At 70.7% G+C, this 14,060-nt stretch carries 11 protein-coding genes; 4 read left to right on the top strand and 7 right to left on the bottom strand.

What is annotated here, in order from left to right; genetic code table 11:
• Nucleotides 1-10 precede the first annotated feature (10 nt).
• Nucleotides 11-1,651 carry a methyltransferase domain-containing protein gene (locus D7M15_RS21720; RefSeq protein WP_240649414.1) on the bottom strand — a complete coding sequence of 547 codons (1,641 nt, stop codon included), beginning with the start codon at nt 1,649-1,651 and terminating at the stop codon, nt 11-13.
• A gap of 416 nt (nt 1,652-2,067) precedes the next feature.
• On the opposite strand from D7M15_RS21720, the gene D7M15_RS21715 reads away from it, so the two are divergent.
• On the top strand, nt 2,068-2,544 hold the full coding sequence (locus D7M15_RS21715; RefSeq protein ID WP_121519031.1) for a DNA starvation/stationary phase protection protein: 477 nt from the start codon (nt 2,068-2,070) through the stop codon (nt 2,542-2,544).
• A 170-nt stretch (nt 2,545-2,714) separates the two neighbouring features.
• Nucleotides 2,715-3,893, top strand: coding sequence for a cysteine desulfurase family protein (locus tag D7M15_RS21710; RefSeq protein ID WP_121519030.1), 1,179 nt, complete (start codon nt 2,715-2,717; stop codon nt 3,891-3,893).
• A gap of 40 nt (nt 3,894-3,933) precedes the next feature.
• Here the strand turns inward: D7M15_RS21710 and D7M15_RS21705 are convergent, their stop codons facing one another.
• Nucleotides 3,934-4,626, bottom strand: a complete 693-nt coding sequence (locus D7M15_RS21705; RefSeq protein WP_240649708.1) for an N-acetylmuramoyl-L-alanine amidase — start codon at nt 4,624-4,626, stop codon at nt 3,934-3,936.
• A gap of 293 nt (nt 4,627-4,919) precedes the next feature.
• Here D7M15_RS21705 and mnmA point away from each other — a divergent pair, with 293 nt between their 5' ends.
• Nucleotides 4,920-6,080, top strand: a complete 1,161-nt coding sequence (gene mnmA, locus D7M15_RS21700; RefSeq protein ID WP_240649413.1) for a tRNA 2-thiouridine(34) synthase MnmA — start codon at nt 4,920-4,922, stop codon at nt 6,078-6,080.
• A 149-nt stretch (nt 6,081-6,229) separates the two neighbouring features.
• Here the strand turns inward: mnmA and D7M15_RS21695 are convergent, their stop codons facing one another.
• The gene (locus tag D7M15_RS21695; protein ID WP_121519028.1) at nt 6,230-7,054 is read right to left on the bottom strand and encodes a thioesterase family protein; all 825 of its coding nucleotides are present in this window, start codon (nt 7,052-7,054) and stop codon (nt 6,230-6,232) included.
• Nucleotides 7,055-7,198: 144 nt separating this feature from the next.
• Here D7M15_RS21695 and D7M15_RS21690 point away from each other — a divergent pair, with 144 nt between their 5' ends.
• Nucleotides 7,199-8,656: an aldehyde dehydrogenase family protein gene (locus D7M15_RS21690; RefSeq protein WP_121519027.1), complete on the top strand. Its 1,458-nt coding sequence runs from the start codon at nt 7,199-7,201 to the stop codon at nt 8,654-8,656.
• Nucleotides 8,657-8,793: 137 nt separating this feature from the next.
• Here D7M15_RS21690 and D7M15_RS21685 read toward each other — a convergent pair whose 3' ends face one another.
• The 4 genes from D7M15_RS21685 to D7M15_RS21670 form a co-directional block, all read right to left on the bottom strand.
• Entirely contained in the window at nt 8,794-10,035 is a 1,242-nt protein-coding gene (locus D7M15_RS21685) for a dipeptide ABC transporter ATP-binding protein (RefSeq protein WP_121521187.1), read from the bottom strand.
• A 14-nt stretch (nt 10,036-10,049) separates the two neighbouring features.
• Nucleotides 10,050-11,144, bottom strand: coding sequence for an ABC transporter ATP-binding protein (locus tag D7M15_RS21680; protein WP_121519026.1), 1,095 nt, complete (start codon nt 11,142-11,144; stop codon nt 10,050-10,052).
• Nucleotides 11,141-12,139 carry an ABC transporter permease gene (locus tag D7M15_RS21675; protein WP_121519025.1) on the bottom strand — a complete coding sequence of 333 codons (999 nt, stop codon included), beginning with the start codon at nt 12,137-12,139 and terminating at the stop codon, nt 11,141-11,143. The genes D7M15_RS21680 and D7M15_RS21675 overlap by 4 nt, the downstream gene beginning before the upstream one ends.
• A 117-nt stretch (nt 12,140-12,256) precedes the next feature.
• A complete protein-coding gene (locus D7M15_RS21670; protein ID WP_240649412.1) occupies nt 12,257-14,026 on the bottom strand; it encodes an ABC transporter substrate-binding protein in 1,770 nt (589 codons plus the stop codon).
• Between the last annotated feature and the right edge of the window lie 34 nt (nt 14,027-14,060).

Here is a 14,060-nt window from a genome sequence, read left to right as displayed (position 1 = left end):
TACCGGCGCGCTAACCGCGGACGAAGTGGAAGATGCCCCAGGTGAGGTGCGCGCGCTCACCGCCGTGCACCCAGTCCGCGAGCCCCTTCTTCATCCGCGTGAGGTACTCGGCGCTGACCTGCCCGGCCAGCCCCTCCGCCTCCTGCCGTTCGGTCTCCCGCAGCACCCGCCCGTAGTGCGTGGCGAGCTGCTCGCGGTGCTCCTCGAAGCCCCCGTCGGGCGCCTCGGTGAAGCCGAGCCGGGCCAACTCCCGCCCGTAGAAGCCGGGTGAGCCCATGTCGTCCAGGTGGATGCGGTCGAGGATGGGCTGGAGCACGCGCGTCGGGCAGCCGTCGACCGCCATCGGGTCGGTGAAGATCAGCCGCCCGCCGGGCCGGAGGACGCGCGCCACCTCCTCCAGCGTGCGACGCCTGTTGCCGCTGTGCAGGAACGCGTCCTGCGACCAGACGACGTCGACGGACGCGTCCGGGTACGGGATCTTCTCGAACGAGCCGTCGACGACCTCGATCGCGCCGGTGAGCCCGCGTTCGGCGTTGAGGTGGCGGTGCCGCTCGTTCTCCACCTCGCTGAGGTTGAGCGCGAGGACCCGGCAGCCGTGCTCCTCGGCGAGGTAACGGGCGGAACCGCCGTATCCGGAGCCGAGATCCAGCACGACGGTGCCCTCGGCCGGGGCCAGCTTGGCCGCCATGCGGGCGACGGTGCGGCGGCTGGCGTCGGGTATGGGCTCGTCGGGGTGCGCGTAGAGGCCGATGTGGATGTCCTCGCCGCCCCACACGGAGGCGTAGAACGTGTCGGCGTCCGACGAGTTGTAGTAGCTGCGGGCGGTGCTGACGGCGGCCGAGTACGCGTCGCCCTCGGCGTCCTCCATCACGTACTCCTTCTCCGCCACGTGCACGAAGAAGTCGGGCTGCTCGTCCCGGTAGGTGTGCTGGAAGTCGCCGTACGTCTCGATGCGCTGGAAGCCCACCTCGGTCATGAGGCGCCGGGTGTACTCCTTGCGGAGCGGATACATGTTGAGGTGGTACACGGATTCGTCGGGGAATCGGTACCGCATTCGGCACAGTCCCTCGTCCATGTATTCCGGTTCCACCGCGACGTCCTCGCCGCAGTAGTAGAACGTGTGCTTGCTGGAGAATCCGCTGTCGAGGATCGCGTCGTAATTGCGCTGGTCCAGGATGAGGACGCCGTCGTGTTTCAGCATCGCGTAGAACTCCGCGAGTGCTTTCCGTCGGTCACGCTCCGAGAACAGGTGCGTGAAGGAATTGCCGAGGCAGACGATGGCGTCGTACTCGCCGTGCACGTCGCGGTTCAGCCAGCGCCAGTCCGCCTGGACGACACGGAGGATGTGGTCGCCGTACCGCACCCCGTTCGCGAACGCCTGGGCCAGCATCTCGGCGCTGCCGTCGGCACTGACGGTCTCGAAGCCCGCGTCGAGGAGCTGCACCGAGTGGTAGCCGGTGCCGGTGGCGACGTCGAGGACGCTCCGTACGCCGCGCTTGCGCAGCAGGTCGATGAAGAAGTTGCCCTCGCTCTGCGAGCGCTTGTCCCAGTCGATGAGGGAGTCCCATTTCTCGACGAAGCTGGGGACGTATTCCTCTGTGTAGTGCCCGGTCTCCCGAACGTCTACCGGGTTGTCTCCGAATTCCTGCACAGGTCGCGCTGAAATGACGAAACCTCCGGTTCTAGAGAGGATGCGGCCTCGCTGCGCGGCCGGGCCCCTGTGGTGGAGGTCTTCCGGGAACCACGCACGGGCTCCAAGCGCATCACTGTCCAGAGGGGACCGAAGTCATGCCGCCGCCCGCACGGGGCGGCACCCGCCCGTCGGCCCGAAAGCGCGCTCGACCAGCGCCTTCCCGTCCGAGAAACTTTTCTGCACGACAGAGGGACGATCCACCACGCAACGGACAGGTCGGACGGCGGCCAGCGGGCCGCCCGACGCCGGAACGAGGCACTCCGTGTCACGCGTAGGCGACGGGGCACCCGTACGCGACTCGCAGCGGGCGCCGTCCTCGGGCGGCGGTACCGTTGGGGGACGAAAGGCGCATTCCTAGAGAAAGCGATTCCATCGTGTCGAACGCAGTCAAGAGCACGCTCCCCGAGCGGGACCTGAAGACCGTCGGAGAGGCGCTCCAGGGCACGCTCGTCGACCTCGTCGACCTGTCCCTGGTCGCCAAGCAGATCCACTGGAACATCGTGGGACCGCGCTTCCGCTCCATCCACCTCCAGCTCGACGAGGTGGTGGACATCGCCCGGCAGTACTCGGACACCGTCGCCGAACGCGCCTCCGCCCTCGGCGTACCGCCCGACGGCAGGGCCTCGACCGTCGCCGCCGGGAGCGCCATCGGCACCGTCAAGGAGGGCTGGCTCCAGGATTCCGTGGCCGTCGGCACGATGGTCGCCGCGCTCTCGTCGACCATCGGCAGGGCACGGGAGCGCATGGGCGCCGTCGGCAAGGCCGACCCGGTCACCGAGGACGTGTTCATCCAGCTCACCGGCGACCTGGAGAAGCAGCACTGGATGTTCCAGGCCGAGAACCAGAACTGACCGGGCGGTCGGGACCGGCCACCCGGCCGCGCCCCGCCCTCCCCGTCCCGAACTGCCGTCGGCGGCACCGGAGTTCCCCTCTCCGGCGCCGCCGCGGCACGCGTACGGGGGCGTACGCGCCCGAGCGCCCGCCGTGCGCCCCCGCGCGGGCTCGTAGAATCGTCGGCACCATGGCAAACTCCGCCTACTTCGACCACGCCGCGACCACCCCGATGTTCCCGGAAGCCGTCCGGACCATGACCGAGCAGCTGACGGTCACCGGCAACGCCTCCTCCCTCCACGGCGCCGGACGGCGCGCCCGGCGCACCGTCGAGGAGGCCCGCGAGACGCTCGGCGAGGCGCTCGGCGCACGCCCCAGCGAAGTGGTGTTCACCAGCGGCGGCACGGAGGCCGACAACCTCGCGGTCAAGGGCCTGTACTGGTCCCGGCGCGCCGCCGACCCGGCCCGTACGCGGATCCTGGCCAGCCCCGTCGAGCACCACGCGGTGCTGGACGCCGTGCGCTGGCTGGCCGACCACGAGGGCGCGGCCGTGGAGTGGCTGCCGGTGGACACGTACGGGCGCGTGCACCCCGACGCGCTGCGCGAGGCCGTCGAACGGGACCCCTCCGACGTGGCCCTCGTCACCGTGATGTGGGCGAACAACGAGATCGGCACCGTCCTCCCCGTACGCGAACTCGCCGCCGTCGCCGCCGAGTTCGGCATCCCGACGCACGCGGACGCGGTGCAGGCCGTGGGCCAGCTGCCGGTCTCCTTCGCGGACTCCGGGCTGGCCGCGCTCACCCTCACCAGCCACAAGATCGGCGGGCCGTACGGCATCGGCGCGCTCCTCCTCGGCCGCGAGCACACCCCGGAACCGCTGCTGCACGGCGGCGGTCAGGAGCGCGACGTGCGTTCCGGCACCCTGGACGTGCCCGCCGTCGCCGCCTTCGCGACCGCCGCGCGGCTCGCCACGGAGCGCCGCCCGGAGTTCGCCCGGGACGTGGGCGCGCTGCGGGACGCGCTGGTGACGTCCGTACGGGCGGCGGTGCCCGAGGCCGTGCTGAACGGCGACCCGGACCCGGACGGGCGGCTGCCCGCCAACGCGCACTTCTCGTTCCCCGGCTGCGAGGGCGACTCGCTGCTGCTCCTGCTCGACGCGCGGGGCATCGACTGCTCGACGGGCTCGGCCTGCACGGCGGGGGTCGCCCAGCCCAGTCACGTACTGCTGGCGGCGGGCGCCGACCCTGAGCTGGCGCGCGGCACGCTGCGCTTCTCCCTCGGGCACACCTCGACGAAGGCCGAGGTCGAGGCGCTGGCCGCGGCGATCGGGCCGGCGGTGGCCCGCGCCCGCTCGGCCGGGCTGTCGTAGCCGCCGGGCGGGGTCGCCGTACGGGGCGTCGTACGGCGGCTCAGCCGCCCGACGGCTCCGCCGAGGCGCTCGGCCCGCCCGACTCCCCTGGCCGCCCCGACCCGCGCGCACCGGCCTCCGCCGCCTCCTTCGCCGCCGCCCGCACCAGCCGCAGATAGCGGTCCCAGTCCCAGTGGCGGCCCGGGTCGGTGTGGTCGGCGCCCGGCACCTCGTGGTGGCCGATGATGTGCTCGCGGTCGAGGGGGATGTCGTGCCGCGCGCAGATGTCGGCGGTCAGCCGCGCCGACGACGCGTACATCACGTCCGTGAAGTCCCGCGGCCGGTCGACGAAGCCCTCGTGCTCGATGCCGACGCTCCGCTCGTTGTACGCGCGGTTGCCCGCGTGGAACGCCACGTCCAGCTCCCGTACGCACTGTGCGACGTGCCCGTCGCTGCCGCGCACGACGTAGTGGGTGGCGGCGCCGTGGCCCGGGTCGCGGAAGACCTTGAGCGCGACCGCGTAGCTGCCCTGGACGACGTGGATGATCACGCGGTCGACGGTGTAGTCGTCGGGTCGGTCGCCCCGGCGCCAGTTGGCGCTGGCGGCCGCGACCCACTCGGCACCCCGGTAGTCGACGGCGCCGGGCGTGCGCGGCTTGTCGTTCCCCGGCACCCGCCACCACCAGCGGCTCAGCTCGTCCCACGCCGCGACCCCGGCGGCGCCGACGCCGACGGCCGCGCCGCCGAGCAGCAGGGCGCGCCTGCCCGGCCCGCGCCGCGCGGGCGCCGCCGGGACGGCGCCCGCGTCGGGCTCCCGTTCCCGATCCGGCTCCCGTTCCCGTCCCGGCTGTCCGGGCTCCGGCTCGGGCCGTTCCGGCCGACCGTCACCGGGCCGTACGTCGTCCGCCACGTCTCTCCCGTCGGTCGCGTCGGTGGGGGCCGCGCCCCTGGCCGGGACCGGCGGTCCGGGCGCTCCCCGGTCACGGGTCCCACGGCCTCGAACAACGCGTACGACCTCCGCACCGTTCCCCGTACCCTGTAAGGGCTATGACTGCCACTCCTCCCAGCATCCCCGAAGCCACCGCCCCCCGGCTGCGCGTGCTCGCCGCCATGTCCGGCGGCGTCGACTCCGCCGTCGCCGCGGCCCGCGCCGCCGAGGCCGGGCACGACGTGACCGGCGTGCACCTGGCGCTGTCCGCGAACCCGAAGTCGTTCCGTACGGGCGCCCGCGGCTGCTGCACGGTCGAGGACGCGCACGACGCCCGCCGCGCCGCCGACGTGATCGGCATCCCGTTCTACGTGTGGGACCTCGCGGAGCGCTTCCGCGAGGACGTGGTGGAGGACTTCTTCGCGGAGTACGAGGCGGGGCGCACCCCGAACCCGTGCCTGCGCTGCAACGAGAAGATCAAGTTCGCCGCGCTGCTGGACAAGGCGCTGGCCCTCGGCTTCGACGCGGTGTGCACCGGGCACTACGCGACCGTCGTACGGCGTGCGGACGGCGGCCGGGAGCTGCACCGCGCCAGCGACATGGCGAAGGACCAGAGCTACGTGCTGGGGGTGCTGGACGAACGGCAGCTCGCGCACGCGATGTTCCCGCTGGGCGACACCCTGACCACCAAGGACGAGATCCGCGCGGAGGCCGAGCGGCGCGGGCTGGCGGTGGCCGAGAAGCCGGACAGCCACGACATCTGCTTCATCGCGGACGGCGACACCCGGGGCTTCCTCGCGAAGCGGCTGGGCAGCGCGGAGGGCGACATCCTCGACGAGTCCGGCGCCCGCGTCGGCACCCACGAGGGCGCGCACGGCTTCACCATCGGCCAGCGCAAGGGCCTGCGCATCGGCCATCCCGCGCCGGACGGCCGACCGCGCTACGTGCTGGACATCTCCCCGGTGGAGAACACGGTCACCGTCGGCCCCGCCGAGTCGCTCGACGTGTCCGCGCTGAGCGCCGTTCGCCCGCGCTGGTGCGGCGCCCCGCCGCGCGGCGCGGGCACGTACACCGCGCAGCTGCGCGCGCACGGCGGCGAGACGGAGGTCACGGCGGAGCCGGTCGGGGACGGGCGGGAGCTGCGGGTGCGGTTCGCGGAGCCGGTGCGCGGGGTGGCGCCGGGGCAGGCGGTGGTGCTGTACGACGGGACGCGCGTGGTCGGTTCGGCGACGATCGCCTCGACGGAGCGGGCCCGCCCGCTCCCGACCGCCGCGGAGTAGCCCCGCGAGCGAGCCGAAGGGCGCGCCGGTGCCGAAAGCGACGAGGCCAAGGGAGCGAGGCACGAGCGAGCGCCGCGCCGAGGAACGTCGGCACCGGACACAAGCGCCCGGAAGCGAGCCGAGCGAAAATACAGCGAGCGAGCCGCACCCTATTCCAGCACCCGCGCCAGCTGCCGGGACTGGGCGACGAGCCGGTCCGCCGAGTCCCACACCTCGGCGTCCTCCTCCAGGTAGCCGCCCGCCATGTTCCGCGTGGTCAGCGCGACGCGCAGCGGTCCGGGCGCCGGGCGGCAGCGTACGTGCGCGGTGAGTTCGACGGTCGGCACCCAGCCCTTGAGCCCCAGGTCGAACGCGGTCGGCGGCAGCGCGTCGACGGTCAGCAACAGCGACAGCGGGTCGGGGTCGCGGCCGTCCGCGAGGGCGAACCAGGCCCGCATCTCGCCCTTCCCCGAGGGGCTGCCGACGGCCCAGCCGACGCTCGTCGGGTCGAGCCGCAGCGCGAGCCGGTGCACGAGTTCCGGGGAGAACGACGGGTCCGGGTTCTCGTCGGTGCTGACGCACTCCTCGTACGGGGGCATGTCCGGCGGCCGGGCGCTGGTGCGCACGTCGTCGCGGAGGCGGTCCAGTTCGCCGTACGTGGCGAGGACGCGGATGCGTTCGACCTCCGTGCCGTCCTCGTCCCGCTGGAACAGCGAGGCGGAACCGGTCGACAGGCTGAAGCCGGCGCGCGCGACGTCCGTGCGGACGACGGCGGGGCCCGCGCCGGTGGCCGCGAGGTAGTGGGCGCTGACGGTGAACGGGTCGGGGTGCGGGAGCGCGTCGGCGAGGGCACGGCCGACGACCGCGAGGAGGTAGCCGCCGTTGAGCACGTCGCCGAAGGCCCATCCCTTGGCGAGGTCCGCGGCGTACTCGCCGGGCGCGACCCTCCGGACGGCCGTGTCGCGGTCGAACTCGCTGCTGATTTCGTCGGACATGGGGGGCACAGTACACCGGCTTATTACCGGCGGGTATGCGGATTGGCCCTGGTGACCGCGTATGGGGGTCAACTCCCCTGCCACGTACGTAACATGGAAGATCCCGGCAGCATGTGTGCGCGGTGTTCTACGGAGAGGCCAACGATGTCGTATTTCTCGGAGTTGACACTTCAGTACATCGCGGGTGAATGGCGTCCAGGCTCCGGCGAGTGGGACATCATCGACTTCGACCCGTACAGCGGCGACAAGCTGGCCGCCCTCACCGTGGCCACCGCGGACCAGGTCGACGAGGCGTACCGGTCCGCGCAGCGCGCCCAGCGCGACTGGGCCGCCGCCGGGGGCGCCGCACGGGTCCCCGTCTTCGAACGGATGCTGCGGCTCGTCGAGGAGAACGAACCGGAGCTGGCCGAGACGATAGTCCTGGAGACCGGGAGCACGCAGGCGAAGGCCGACATCGAGCTGGCCCGCGTCAAGGAGTTCCTGGTCGAGTCCTGCGCCCTCGCCCTGCTGCCGACGGACCGCGCGCTGCCCTCCCAGGAGGAGGGGAAGGAGAACGTCGGACGGCAGGTGCCGGTCGGCGTCGTCGGCGTGATCAGCCCGTTCAACTACCCGTTCCTGCTGGCCGTACGGTCCGTCGCCGCCGCGCTCGCCCTGGGCAACGGCGTCGTGCTGAAGCCGCACCAGAGCACGCCGGTCACCGGCGGCACCCTGGTGGCCAAGCTGTTCGAGGACGCGGGTCTGCCGCCGGGCCTGCTGAACGTGGTGATCACCGATGTCGCCGAGGTCGGTGACGCGCTGCTGGAGCACCCGGTGCCGAAGGTCATCTCGTTCACCGGCTCGGACCGTACGGGCCGCCACATCGCCACCGTGGCCGCCTCGCACTTCAAGCAGTCGGTGCTGCACCTGTCGGGGAACAGCGCGCTGATCGTCATGGACGACGCCGACCTGGACGCCGCCGTGGACTGCGCGGTGCTCAGCCGCTTCGCGCACCAGGGGCAGAACTGCATGGCGGCCAACCGCATCCTCGTGCAGCGCGGGGTGCAGCGGGAGTTCACCGAGGCGTTCACGGCACGGGTACGGGCGCTGCGCGTCGGTGACCCGCGGGACCCGGAGACGCAGATCGGCCCGCTGATCAACACCTCGCAGGTGGACGGCGTCCAGGCCGCCGTCGAGTTGGCCCTGCGCGACGGCGCCACCGCGCTCGTACGGGGCGAGGCCAACGGCTGCGTCGTCGGCCCGACCGTGCTGGCCGACGTGCCCGCCGGGTCGGAGGTGCTGCGGCAGGAGATCTTCGGGCCGGTGGCGCTGCTCGTCACCTTCGACGACGTGGACGAGGCGGTGACGATCGCCAACGACACCCCGTACGGCATCAGCGGCGCCGTGCACACCGGTGACGTGGCGCGCGGCATGGAGATCGCGAAGCGCGTGGAGACGGGCATGTTCCACGTCAACGGCGGCACGATCGACGACGCGCCGGTCATCCCGTTCGCCGGGGAGAAGAACTCCGGCATGGGGCGGCTGAACGGCGAGGCGATGGTGGCGGCGTTCACCACGCAGCGGTGGATCTCGGTGCAGCACGGGCGGGGCGCGTTCCCGTTCTGACGGCGCGGGCTGAGGGGGCGGGCCGCGAGCCCCGCGCGCGAAACGGCGCCGCCCCCGCGAGGCCCCCTGAGGGGTCCCCGCCGGGGCGGCGCCGCGCGTACGGCGTGACCGGGCCGCCGGGGCCCGGACGTCCCGCGTCACTCCTTGCCGACGGCCTCCCGGTCGCGCTGGGCGACGGCCGTCTTGTCCAACGCCGCCTGCTCGTTGGCCTTCTCGACCTCGCTCAGCAGCTCGGTGTCGTCGGGCTGCTGGTCCTCGAAGTTCTCCGGGTGGTGGCAGGCCACCTGGTGCCCGGTGCGGAGCGACACCAGCGGCGGCTCCTGCGCCTTGCAGATCCGCGTCGCCTTCCAGCACCGCGTGTGGAAGCGGCAGCCGGACGGCGGCTTGATCGGCGAGGGCACGTCGCCCTGGAGCAGGATGCGCTCGCTGCCGCGCTTCGCCTTGCCGCGCGGGTCGGGCACGGGTACGGCGGAGAGCAGGGCCCGGGTGTACGGGTGCAGCGGGCGGTCGTAGAGCGACTGGCGGTCGGTCAGCTCGACGATCTTGCCGAGGTACATCACCGCGATCCGGTCCGACACGTGCCGGATGACGGACAGGTCGTGCGCGATGATCACGTACGTCAGGCCCATCTCCTGCTGGAGGTCGTCCAGCAGGTTGACGACCTGCGCCTGGATCGAGACGTCCAGCGCGGAGACCGGCTCGTCGGCCACCACGAGCTTCGGCTTGAGCGCCAGCGCCCGCGCGATGCCGATGCGCTGCCGCTGACCGCCGGAGAACTCGTGCGGGTAGCGGTTGTAGTGCTCGGGGTTGAGCCCGACCACCTCCAGCAGCCGCTGGACCTCCTTCTTCACTCCGCCCTCGGGCTCCACGTTCTGGAGCTTGAACGGAGCGCCGACGATGGCCCCGACGGGGTGCCGCGGGTTCAGCGACGAGTACGGGTCCTGGAAGATCATCTGGATGTCCCGGCGCAGCGGGCGCATCCCCGCCGTACCGAGGTGCGTGATGTCCTGGCCGCCGAACTCGATCGTGCCCGACGACGAGTCCAGCAGCCGCGTGATCAGCCGGCCCATCGTGGACTTGCCGCAGCCGGACTCACCGACGACACCCAGGGTCTCCCCCGCGCGTACGTCGAAGTCGAGGCCGTCGACCGCCTTCACCGCGGCCACCTGGCGCTTGAAGATGCCCTTGGTGACGGGGAAGTGCTTCGTCAGCCCGGAGACCCGCAGCAGCGGTTCGCCGTCGGGGACGACGTCACCGCTTCCCGTGGGTTCCTTGCTGAGCACGGCCCGCCCGCCGGACGGCGACTCCTTGCTGAGCGCGGGCGTGGCCGAGGCACCGGCTGACGGCTCGGGCGCGCCCGCCCCTTCGGGGTTGGTCATCTGCTCGTCCTCGCTCACAGCTTCGGCTTGATCTCTTCGTTCCAGATCCGCTCCCGGTCGTCCTTCGACAGGTGGCAGGCGGAGTAGTGCGCGGAGCCCACCTCCAGCAGTTCGGGACGCTCGGTGCGGGTGACGTTCCCCTTCGGCACGTCCGCGTACGGGCAGCGCGGGTGGAACGCGCAGCCGTCCGGGATGTTGATGAGGCTGGGCGGGGAACCCTTCACGGGCAGCAGGCGCTCCGTACGGTCCCGGTCGATCCGCGGCATCGAGCCGAGGAGGCCCCAGGTGTACGGGTGCTGCGGCTCGTAGAACACCTCTTCCGCGGGGCCGCGTTCGACGCACCGGCCGCCGTACATCACCAGGATCTGGTCGGCGAGTTCGGCGACGACGCCCAGGTCGTGGGTGATGATGATGACCGCGGAGCCGAACTCCTTCTGGAGGTCGCGGATCAGGTCCAGGATCTGCGCCTGCACCGTGACGTCCAGGGCGGTCGTCGGCTCGTCCGCGATCAGCAGCTCGGGGTTGTTGACCAGGGACATGGCGATCATCGCGCGCTGCCGCATGCCGCCGGAGAACTCGTGCGGGTAGCTGTCCACCCGCTGGTTCGGCTGCGGGATGCCGACGCGGTCGAGCATCTCGATGGCGCGCTTGCGGGCCGTCTTCTTGTCCACGTCGTGGTGGATGCGGTACGCCTCGACGATCTGCTTGCCGATCGTGAAGTACGGGTGCAGCGCCGACAGCGGGTCCTGGAAGATCATGGACATCTCGCGGCCGCGGAGCTTGCGCACCGACTGCGGGTCGGCGCTCAGCAGCTCCTTGCCGTCGAGCCAGATCTCGCCGGAGATACGGGCCTTCTGGCGGCCGTACTGCCCGACCGTGTGCAGGCCCATGATGCCCAGCGACGTGACCGACTTGCCGGAGCCGGACTCGCCCACGATGCCGAGGGTCTGCCCCTTCTCCAGCCGGAACGAGAGCCCGTCCACCGACTTGACGACGCCGTCGTCGGTCGGGAAGTGGATGACCAGGTCGCGGACGTCCAGGAAGGAGTCCGAGGGGCGGCCCGCGGTCGGTTCGCCGACGGCCGCTCCGGTCTTGCCGAGGTCTGTCATGCGAGCCTCACTCGTGGGTCGATCACGCTGTACAGGATGTCCACGACGAGGTTCGCGACGACCACCGCGGTGGCCGTGATCAGCGTGACGCCGAGGATCAGCGGCAGGTCGCGCTCGCCGATCGCCTTCAGCACGGCCTGGCCGAGGCCCGGCAGGCTGAACGTGGTCTCCGTCAGGATCGCGTTGCCCATGAGCATGCCGAGGTCCACACCGAGGAGGGTGATGATCGGCGTCATCGTGGACCGCATCGCGTGCTTGCGGATGACGACGGACTCCTGCACGCCCTTGGCGCGCGCGGTGCGGATGTAGTCCTCGCCCATCACCTCCAGCATGGTGGCGCGGGTGAGGCGGGCGTACATCGCGCCGAAGAGGAACGCGAGCGTGACCCACGGCAGGATCATGCCGCTGAACCAGTCGGCGACGTTCTCCTCCAGCGGCGTGAACTCGTTGTTGACCCAGCCGAGCTGGTACGAGAAGACGGCCAGCGAGATCAGGCCGGTGAAGTAGATCGGCAGCGAGACACCGGCGAGGGCACCGGTCATCGAGAACCGGTCCCAGATGGTGCCGCGCTTGAGGGCGGAGAGGATGCCCGCGCCCAGACCGATGATGAGCCAGATCACGGCCGCGCCGATGGCCAGCGCGAAGGTGACCGGGAAGCGGTCGGTCAGCACCGGCCAGATGGCCTGCTCGGTCTTGAAGGAGTAACCGAAGCAGGGGGCCTGGCACTTGATGGTGTCGCCCGCGCTGGAGTAGTCGCGGCCGACGAAGATGCCTTTGAAGAACTCGAAGAGCTGGACGAGGATCGGCTCGTCCAGGCCGAGCTTCTGCCGGATGCCCTCCAGGGCGGCGGCGTCGGACGCCTTGCCGACGTACATGGTGGCCGGGTCCACACCCGTCCACTTGGGGATCAGAAAGAAGATGCTGAAGACCACCAGAACGATGGCGACGAGCATCACTGCGGCGGCGAACAGCCGCCTGATCAGGTATGTGAGCACTGCTCTCGGCCAGGCGGCGGACCGGGTCCCTCCGGAGGTCGTCCGGAGGGACCCGTGGCCACCGCCGCGGCCTTCACCTGCCCTTCGTGCCTATGTGGCGGGTGTGCCAGCGGTCGGTTACTTCGTCACGCCGAGGGAGGCGTAGTCGTACTGGCCGCTGTAGGCACCGCTGGAGTAGGTGTTGGTCAGACGGCTGGAGCGCCAGCTGATCATCTTCTCGAAGGTGAACGGGAGGTAGTACGCCCCGTCGGTCACCTCGTTGTTGATCTCGGTGGCGATCTTCGCGGCCTTGCCCTTGTCCAGCTCCGCCTCGAAGTCGGCGAACAGGCCGTCGATCTTCGGGTCGTCGATCTCGGCGAAGTTGTTGTTGCCGTTGGGCAGGATGTTGGAGCTGTGCCACAGCGGCTTGCCGTAGCCCTGGACGGAGTTGAAGTCCGGACCCCAGCCCATGATGATGATGCCGTAGTTCTTCTTCTTCACGACGTCCGGGTTGCCGACGATGCCCGCGATCTGCGCGCCGTCGTACTCGGAGACCTGCGCGTTGATGCCGACCTTCTTCAGCGACGCCTGCATCGCCTCGGCCGAGTCGACCTCGACGTCCTTGTTGTTACGGACGGCGATGGTGGTCTTGAAGCCGTTCGGCTGACCGCACTTCTTCAGCTCTTCCTTGGCCTTGGCCTCGTTGGCCTTGCCGTCGCTCTTCGCCAGGCCGTACGGGTCGTGCTTCGGGTCCGAGCCGGGCACCACGGACGGCAGCATGTTCGTGCCGATGTCACCGCCGGCCATCGGGCCGCCGCGGGCGGTCTGGATGGACTTGTGGTCGGAGCCGTAGATGACCGCCTTGCGGCAGTGCACGTTGTCGAACGGCTTGACCGACTGCGGGAACGCCGCGTAGCGGATGAAGCCGGTCTCCGGGTTGTCGACGTTCTCCTTGTGCTCCTTGAGAGCGGAGGCGCGACCGGCCGGGCTGAGGCCCGTGGCGTTCAGGTCGACGTCGTAGTCACCGCTGATGAGGCGCTTGTCCAGCTCGTCCGCGTTGGAGATCAGCGTGACGGTGATCTTGTCCGGGAGGGCCTTGCGGACGGTGTCCGTGGCCTTCTTCCAGTTCTTGTTCCGGACCAGCGTCAGCTTCTTGTTCGGCTGGTAGTCCTTGAACTGGTACGGGCCGCTGGAGTACGGGCTGAGGCCGTACTTCGACTTCGTGTCCTTGTCCTTCGGCACCGGCGACGACGAGGTCATCGACAGCATCTGCTCGAAGTCGCTGTTCGGCTTCGGCAGGTTGAAGACGATCGTCTTGTCGTCCGGCGTCTCGATGGCCTTCAGACCCTCCTTGGAGGTGTCCTTGTACGGGCCCTTGTACTTGCCGTCCGGGTCCAGGGTGTTCTTGACGTGCACCGGGCCGCCGGAGAGGACGTCCTGCGCCCACTGCCGCTCGATGCCGTACTTGATGTCCTGGGAGGTGATCTGCTTGCCGTCCTGCCAGGTCACCCCGTCCTTCAGCTCGTACGTGTAGGTCTTGCCGTCGTTGGTGACCTTCGCCAGGCTCTTGGCCAGGTCGGGCTTCAGCTCCAGCGCCTTCTCACCGGGCGCCGCCGAGGGCGTCACCAGGGTGCGCGTGTAGTAGCGCATGAAGTTCCAGGCGAAGCCGTAGTAGCCGCGGGTGGGGTCCCACGAGTCGGCGTCCTGCACGCCGATGAACTTCAGCGTGCCGCCCTTCTTGTCGGAGCTGTTGGCGACCTTGCCGATCGCCGCGTTGAAGCCCGCCGCGTCACCGCCGCCGCTGTCGCTGTCGCCGCCGCCCCCGCATGCCGCGGTCGACAGCAGGGCCGCGACCACAACGGCTGACGCCGCGGCGCTGCTGCGCCTCGATGTGCCTAGGAATCTCACGATGTCGCATCCTTCGAGTTGTCACGGACCGGAC

Origin of the sequence: Streptomyces sp. Z26 (assembly GCF_003665095.1) — a bacterium.
Lineage (GTDB): Bacteria > Actinomycetota > Actinomycetes > Streptomycetales > Streptomycetaceae > Streptomyces > Streptomyces phytohabitans.
Note: the sequence above shows the minus strand (reverse complement) of the source record. Positions and strands in the feature narration are given on the sequence as shown.

Bases quoted from the DNA above. Each gene is read 5' to 3' on its own strand.
- D7M15_RS21710 (WP_121519030.1), top strand. From the start codon at position 2,715: ATGGCAAACTCCGCCTACTTCGACCACGCCGCGACCACCCCGATGTTC.
- mnmA (WP_240649413.1), top strand. From the start codon at position 4,920: ATGACTGCCACTCCTCCCAGCATCCCCGAAGCCACCGCCCCCCGGCTG.
- D7M15_RS21695 (WP_121519028.1), bottom strand. From the start codon at position 7,054: ATGTCCGACGAAATCAGCAGCGAGTTCGACCGCGACACGGCCGTCCGG.
- D7M15_RS21690 (WP_121519027.1), top strand. From the start codon at position 7,199: ATGTCGTATTTCTCGGAGTTGACACTTCAGTACATCGCGGGTGAATGG.
- D7M15_RS21685 (WP_121521187.1), bottom strand. From the start codon at position 10,035: ATGACCAACCCCGAAGGGGCGGGCGCGCCCGAGCCGTCAGCCGGTGCC.
- D7M15_RS21680 (WP_121519026.1), bottom strand. From the start codon at position 11,144: ATGACAGACCTCGGCAAGACCGGAGCGGCCGTCGGCGAACCGACCGCG.